The organism is Pseudomonas putida (assembly GCF_002741075.1).
Taxonomy (GTDB): Bacteria; Pseudomonadota; Gammaproteobacteria; order Pseudomonadales; family Pseudomonadaceae; genus Aquipseudomonas; species Aquipseudomonas putida_T.
Window position 1 is genome coordinate 46332 of record NZ_CP016446.1, and the last position, 6379, is coordinate 52710.

Consider the following 6379-nt stretch of genomic DNA (forward strand, 5'->3'; position numbering starts at 1 on the left):
TCAATTGCTCCTGTTCTGTTGCTTGGGTAAAACCGCTTCCCAATACTTCGGCAGCCACACCTCTGGCTTGGCGTTTGGATTGGCGGCAAGGATGCTTTCCAGTCGATCCGCATTGTCCGGGGTGCCCGAAAGGATGCTGATTGCCTTCTCCATCCCGCGCAGATCCATGGTGGCGATGGCCGATTGACTGCCCTGCTTGACCAAGAACTGACGGCTGAATTCAGGGATGTTAAGCAGCGCCTGGTATTCCGCTTCGGTCAGTTTCAGCCCCTTCATGTAGTCCACCGGGTCAGCTTCCGGGTTTTCCAGCAGGATCTTGGTCACGCACTGCTGCATGATCGTTTTGCCGATCCGGCTTTCCAGGGCGTCGTTTGGTTCCTGCGTGGAGAAGACGTAAATTGCGTCCTTTTTCCGGTCGGTCTTCAAACCGCGCTTCACTTCCACATCCATGTAGGGATCGTCCAGATACTGGGCGAACTCATCGAATACCTGAATCACGCGGCAGCTACCATCGATAGCCAGGCGCACCCGATAAAACAGGTACATCAGCAACGGCGTGCGAGCTTGTGGGGCCGGCTGATCCGGGGCCACGATAAAGTCGGTCAGGTCGAAGCCAAACACCTTGTGCGTGTCGAAGGTCAAGGCGTCGGACGGGTTATCAAACAACCACCCATGTTCTCCACCACGGCACCAGGGCTTGAGCATTTCAGCCAGGCTCAATTTCTGCTGGTTGTTGACTCGCGCCGCTGCCGGAATCTGCCGCCAGATTGCATAGAACGAACGCAGCTCCTTGGCAACCAGGCCACTGACCATCACATGGTCAACAGCTTTGCCGATGAGTTCCACATCGGTCTGTTCAATCGGGCCGCCGTTCGTGGTTTCCGCACAAATCCTGATCAGACGCTTGACCATGGCAACGTTGGCGGTAGTCGGCTCGATTTGCGCCGGCTGCCAGCCCGTCGATTCGCCCTCGCGCAGCACGGTATAGCGCCCTTCCAGGGACGTCACCAGGGGCATCATGCCCCGGTCTTTGTCGTAGCAGATAACCCGTGGCTCGAACTTGCTGGACTGAGTAATCAACGCATTGAGCAGAGTCGTCTTACCGGCGCCGGTCTGACCCAGGATCAGGGTATGGCCTGGCGGACGCTTGCCGAACGACTGTTCTTCCATTGGCGACACGTGCCAGTTGAAGAACAACGGCGTACCAGCCGTGGTCTTGAACAACGTGACTGCTGGTCCCCATGGGTTGTTGTTCGCCTTGCCAGTCATGAAGCCGTGAAACGGCGAGAAGCACAGGAAGTTCCAGCTATTAACTGGGACCGGGCGGGGAACAAACGCATGGTTGGCCGGCAGCATGGCGTAGAAGGCAGCCTCGGAAGCGAGGCCAACCGAGTCAGCCTTGATACCGCAGTCGGTCATCATGCCCTTGGCCTTGCGAGCCAGTTTCTGTACGCCTTTCGAAGTATTTGCCCAAACGTGGATGGTCGCGTGATGGAAACCCATGACGAACCGCCGCGAGGTCACATCGTCCTCGGCGTCTTCCAACTGCCGAATCTGCGACTTGCCCTTGTCCTTGGTTTCCAGCATCGATTTTTGCTGATTAGACAGGAACGTCTGAGCAGCACCCAGGGACATGCAGCAATAGGATTGCGTCAGCACGTATTCAAAATCTGCTTCCATCAGCAAATTCAGCTGGCCAGGCTCCGTCTCATCGTCGTAATCGACGATCTCAACGCCTGCCAAGTAATCCACGCCATCGAAACGGCGGCGCTGGATAATGTCGCCCCAAAGAGAGGAAACGGGCCGGCTTTCCATCAAATATGTGCGAATCTGCGAGCGGCAGACGGGAACAGGCTGCCAATAGCCGTTGATGAGGAATGAGAGCCATTCCAGGGCAGTAGAAAATGCCCGAAGGCTGCCGGCGCCTTCTTGCGCAGGTATTGCCGGCGCCGGCGCGCTCGCCACCGTATCGGCCAACAGGTCGTCAGGATCGATATCGAAGGCATCAGCCTCAAGCCCGGTTTCATCAGCCAGCCAGGAATCATCGTCCTGATCCTGGGCAATGGTGATTTCGCCTCGGCTGTTGCGATAGTAGACGCCCAGTCGCTCAATATCGTAAGGCTTGAGCGTGTGCATGATGCGGCTGCTGATCTCTTCCAAGGCGCTCAACGCCTCGTTGCGCATGTCTACCAACTCCTCGCGGGTAGGGCGCTCCATCTTGGAGAAGACCTTTTGCGCCAGGTCGCCAACAGGGTTGTAAACCACAGTGAGGTAGAGATCGTTCACCATCAGCGGCTTGGTTTGGAAGCTCTTGCGGTAGCTGTCGTCAAAGTGCTGGGCGAACGCCAGGTTCCACTCCGTTTCCGGGTAGTCGCTGACCTCGCGGTGATGCTGATGGGTCCAGTATTTTACGTGTTCGGTGCTGATCTGCCTGAACATGGTGTTCAGGTCGCGGTGCCAGCGGATCAGGTCAAGATCCGAGGCGCAGTCATGCGTGCGCCCGCGCAGCTTGAACATCGTCAGCAGCTCACCGTTTTCCGTGCTGATTACGTGGTCGGTGATATGGTGCTGATAGGGTAGGAATTTTTTGAAGGCTGGTTCCTTCTTGAATTTTTTGACGCTCTTCACATCACGGGCTGTTACGGCCATTAGTCTTGATCTCCGTAGTCCCTGGGCGAGTAGCTGGACCCACCCCACAAGTTCGTAAATGACGATTCAGACCTGTTCACAATCTTGGTTTTCCAAGCCAGGTAGAGAATCCGAAAAGCGCGGTCGTCATGCTTGGTGATGCACCATTCGATAACAAACAGGAACACGAACACCCCAATGGCCCACAGGTGAATGAACTGGAACAACGCGCCGCAGAACATGAAGGTGACGAGCAACACAGTTCGAGGTACACCAGCTAAGGTCGGCAACCGAGTTGCCCCTTTGAACAAGGGGAACCGTCCTTGTGAGAAATTCAATTCGATAACCTCCCAAGGGCGGGACCCGTAGGCCCCACCCTTCTGGTATCAGCCAAAGAAGAAACTGACGATGTAACTGGCAGAGCCAGCACCGATCATTGCCAGGGCGCCACGGGTAGCGAAGTCAGCGCGTACAACGTGTGCCCACCAGAGGATGCACAGCACCGCCAGTACCACGGCACAGGCCAGCGGAATCCACGTATCGAGCCAGGTTTTCATCGAGGTCAGCGAAGAGTTTGCCGTATCAACCCCCGCTGCTTGGGCCAGGGTAGACCCAAAGATGCACAGCAGAACCATGCAGACCATGCCCAGTTTCTTGCCGTTTACACCAACATTCAGTTTGTCCATATTTCACTCCGTTACTGGTAAATCAAAGTCCGTTAATAGAAGCTCACACCTTTCGATGCTTAGCTTTTCCCTCAGCCACTCGGCTAACAGTCGAAGATCAGCCCACGTTCTAACCTCCCCTGTATCCTTTACGCGCAACGAACAACACACCGTTTGCCCGTCGTCGCTAATGACTTCAAAGAGTGGAAGCCATTTCTTTTCTTCCAACCTCTGAATCCATGTCCGTATTAATTTCTTCTTGCTGCACATTTCCTCTAATTGTTTTTGCTGGATGAGAAAGACCTTCATTGGGCGCTCCGTCATGTTGCCGCGCCATCACCTCGAAACCGTCTTGAGTGCTATTGGCAAACCCGTCCGGGGTTGAATCATCGAACCCATCAGACCTACCTAACCTTGCGTTTTCAGCCGGTAGCGCGTTCTCCTGCCCAACGCTACTTCCCACCTGGCCGCCTTCACTCTCGACTCCATCGACGCGCAGCGCAGGCACTTTCATAGTGTTATTGGCTTGAGCCACGGCAAGAACCTTTCCCACATATCCATTTGTGTAACCGTCCCGCTGGTTGCCGGTGTTGTAGCAACTAAGGGCATTTCGCAAAGCAGCCTGCCCGTCCTGATTAGTCACAACAGCGGCCCGGTAGCAGTCCGACAAGATTCGGTCCAGGGCGGCCAGATTCTTACACGGCTCAAGCATGTCCACAGCAGAAACCCCTAACGCTGCCAAGTTCCCCGACCAGATTTGCCCGTAGCCGGTATCGAAACTGGCGCCTTCGCGAGCAAGCTTTTCGACTACCCCCTTCGCGTCCTCGAAGGTTTCAGTCTTCGGCTGCTTACTCCAGGGCACGCCGTTTACATGGACTGCAAATGGGTTGTTTCTCGACTCATGGCTAACCAAATAACCGACCGTCTCAGGCGCCACGTTCGGCGCACATTGCTTTGCCAAAGCCATGACACTCATCGACAATTTACCGTTCGCATTAGCCAGCAATGGATTTCCGGCGGCGACGAGCGCAAGAGCAATGACTGCGGTGAAGGTTTGATGGTTGGCCATTCCGTTTGTCCTTGAAATTGCAATTTCAGTGAGTAACCGCTATTATGAGGACAGTTGAGAACATGTCAAGCGAATGCGATGACAAAGATGCCGACAAGAGCAAACCAGCGGGGAAACCGAAATCCGTGCCCACAACACGCGAACTGGAATTCGTACCTTTGGGAGAGAGACCGCCGCGAGGCCAGGCCAGGTATAGAGATCCAACCAATCCGTTTCATACGTGGAGCGGCAGGGGTAAACGCCCCGCTTGGTTGAAGGAGTATCTGGACGCCGGCAGACAGCTCGCGGAATTCGAGATACAGGAAAAGGAGGACTGAGATATGGGTGAAGTCGTTGAGCTGCCCGCAGGCAGAAAGCGGAACCGCCAGGTGCAGAAGATCCGCACTGTGGCTACGAAGGATCGAGCAGCGAACGGTAAGCAACCGTCGTTCTTGGCAAGGGCTGCCTCGGGCGCTAAACGCTTCGCCATCGATGCTTTGCGTATCACCACCGGCAACCTGTTCGGCCTCGCAGGCCGACTGCTTTGGCTTGTGCGCCGCCCCATTAGCCTAGTGCTGACGTTCGGCGCCGTGTCGATGCTGGTGGTATTCGTCATCCAGGCCGCCAATGGCTGGCCCGATCCGAAACTGGTTGTGCTGTCCATAGTCGGTTTGATCGCCTTCCTTGCCGCCTCGGGCGGCTACGACCGCCTAGCCCGCGCATTTTTCCACATCGAGCACAGACTAAAAGGAGAGTAGTCCCATGAAACGATCAACGGTCGTCGTCGCCCTCTTGGCCAGCCTGGTACTGGTAGGCACCGCAGAAGCCCGTGACCCGTGCAAGACCATGATGTGCATGGCAGGCAAAGCAGGTCTCAAGGGCGGTTCGCTGGCAGACAGCGATTGCAGCGGAGCGGTATCCGACTTCTTCTCAATCGTCGTCAAGAAGAAGGGCAAATTCAAACCCGAGGCAACAGCCCGGGCCAGGGAAGAATTCTTGAATTCCTGCCCTGGCTCGGACAAAAACCAAGGCACCATCAGCCCGATCATTTCAATGTTCGGCATGACACGTTAAGGAAATCTCTATGGAAAACAGGACTCGCACTATCACCAAACTCCTGCCGGCATTGTTGCTGGCCACCGTTGGCCTAACTGGCTGCGCCACGTCGAAACAGGCGGATCAGACCAACGAGCAGCTACACCAAGTCAATCAAGGTCTGGTCAACATTTCGGCCCAGCTCGCCGCCCTGGAAGCGAAGGCAAACCGCCCTGCCCCAGCTCCTGCCCGTGGCTGCCTGCTGGGCGGTCAGATCTACTCACCAGGCGCAGTAGTCGCGGGTCGGATTTGCGAAGACACACGCGGTATTCGCATCAGCGATCAACCACCAGTGTACGGCTGGGGCCTGCACACCAACCCACGGCGATAAGCCTCCACAGAAGCCCGCGCAAGCGGGCTTTTTCTTGCCCATGCGAAACCTTGGCCACGGCTTTCCTACTGCGCACCTGGCCCGCCAGGCGCTGCGCGCTCCGCTTGCCCTCCGGCCTGTCGGCCTGCGCGGCGGCCTGCTGGCCACCTTGCCGCCCCTGCGCGTCCTGGGTGTGCTCATCACCCTCCGGCTGGCCGCTATCAGCCCTATTCGCCTACCCTCCGCTGGGCCTATGCCGTCAAGGGGCTTTCGCGGCATATGCTCACTCCCTCCGGTCGCTCCGCTATTCCACGGTCCCCATGACGGCGGCCCAGCTCCGGGTAGTCGGGGCTTACCGCGACCAACCGAAGGCTGACGAGCAGATCCACCGGGGGAGACTTACGCTCCAGGGCAAAAGCGGGGCTGCACCCGCTTCGCGGGCGCGCTTTATGTTTACCTCCCGCTCCCACCTCGGCATCTAAGCAGCTCCGAAAAGCGCGCCGCGTCAAGTCAATTATTCGTCAAAGATTGTTTGACCAACAGTTGACGACAGGGCCGCGATTTGAGATACTAACCACGTCGAAGCAATACCGCTTCAACACCCCGGAAACCAGCGGCGGCAACCGCTCCGGG

Annotated in this window: 8 protein-coding genes; 4 read left to right on the forward strand and 4 right to left on the reverse strand. The window is 56.8% G+C overall.

Annotated features, from left to right (window positions below; all coding sequences use genetic code 11):
- From IEC33019_RS00290 to IEC33019_RS00305, 4 genes are all read right to left on the reverse strand, one after another.
- Complete coding sequence (locus tag IEC33019_RS00290) at positions 1-2649, reverse strand: VirB4 family type IV secretion/conjugal transfer ATPase (protein ID WP_099592750.1); 2649 nt, start codon at positions 2647-2649, stop codon at positions 1-3.
- Positions 2649-2966 carry a type IV secretion system protein VirB3 gene (locus IEC33019_RS00295; protein ID WP_044275511.1) on the reverse strand — a complete coding sequence of 106 codons (318 nt, stop codon included), beginning with the start codon at positions 2964-2966 and terminating at the stop codon, positions 2649-2651. The genes IEC33019_RS00290 and IEC33019_RS00295 overlap by 1 nt, the downstream gene beginning before the upstream one ends.
- 48 nt (positions 2967-3014) lie before the next feature.
- Positions 3015-3314 carry a hypothetical protein gene (locus tag IEC33019_RS00300; RefSeq protein WP_086239838.1) on the reverse strand — a complete coding sequence of 100 codons (300 nt, stop codon included), beginning with the start codon at positions 3312-3314 and terminating at the stop codon, positions 3015-3017.
- A gap of 175 nt (positions 3315-3489) precedes the next feature.
- Positions 3490-4362 carry a lytic transglycosylase domain-containing protein gene (locus IEC33019_RS00305; protein WP_019692586.1) on the reverse strand — a complete coding sequence of 291 codons (873 nt, stop codon included), beginning with the start codon at positions 4360-4362 and terminating at the stop codon, positions 3490-3492.
- Between the two features lie 62 nt (positions 4363-4424).
- Between IEC33019_RS00305 and IEC33019_RS00310 the strand changes: the two genes are divergently transcribed.
- Genes IEC33019_RS00310 through IEC33019_RS00325 form a run of 4 tightly spaced genes read left to right on the forward strand, consistent with a single transcriptional unit; the run spans position 4425 to position 5767 of the window.
- Complete coding sequence (locus IEC33019_RS00310; RefSeq protein ID WP_086239839.1) at positions 4425-4679, forward strand: H-NS histone family protein; 255 nt, start codon at positions 4425-4427, stop codon at positions 4677-4679.
- A gap of 3 nt (positions 4680-4682) precedes the next feature.
- Positions 4683-5099, forward strand: a complete 417-nt coding sequence (locus IEC33019_RS00315) for a hypothetical protein (protein WP_019692584.1) — start codon at positions 4683-4685, stop codon at positions 5097-5099.
- Positions 5100-5103: 4 nt separating this feature from the next.
- Complete coding sequence (locus IEC33019_RS00320; protein ID WP_019692583.1) at positions 5104-5415, forward strand: TrbM/KikA/MpfK family conjugal transfer protein; 312 nt, start codon at positions 5104-5106, stop codon at positions 5413-5415.
- Between the two features lie 10 nt (positions 5416-5425).
- A complete protein-coding gene (locus tag IEC33019_RS00325; protein WP_019692582.1) occupies positions 5426-5767 on the forward strand; it encodes a hypothetical protein in 342 nt (113 codons plus the stop codon).
- The last annotated feature ends 612 nt before the right edge of the window (positions 5768-6379 follow it).

Excerpts from the sequence above, each read along its gene's own strand:
- IEC33019_RS00290 (WP_099592750.1), bottom strand. The coding sequence starts at position 2,649 with ATGGCCGTAACAGCCCGTGATGTGAAGAGCGTCAAAAAATTCAAGAAG.
- IEC33019_RS00300 (WP_086239838.1), bottom strand. The coding sequence starts at position 3,314 with ATGGACAAACTGAATGTTGGTGTAAACGGCAAGAAACTGGGCATGGTC.
- IEC33019_RS00305 (WP_019692586.1), bottom strand. The coding sequence starts at position 4,362 with ATGGCCAACCATCAAACCTTCACCGCAGTCATTGCTCTTGCGCTCGTC.
- IEC33019_RS00310 (WP_086239839.1), top strand. The coding sequence starts at position 4,425 with ATGTCAAGCGAATGCGATGACAAAGATGCCGACAAGAGCAAACCAGCG.
- IEC33019_RS00315 (WP_019692584.1), top strand. The coding sequence starts at position 4,683 with ATGGGTGAAGTCGTTGAGCTGCCCGCAGGCAGAAAGCGGAACCGCCAG.
- IEC33019_RS00320 (WP_019692583.1), top strand. The coding sequence starts at position 5,104 with ATGAAACGATCAACGGTCGTCGTCGCCCTCTTGGCCAGCCTGGTACTG.
- IEC33019_RS00325 (WP_019692582.1), top strand. The coding sequence starts at position 5,426 with ATGGAAAACAGGACTCGCACTATCACCAAACTCCTGCCGGCATTGTTG.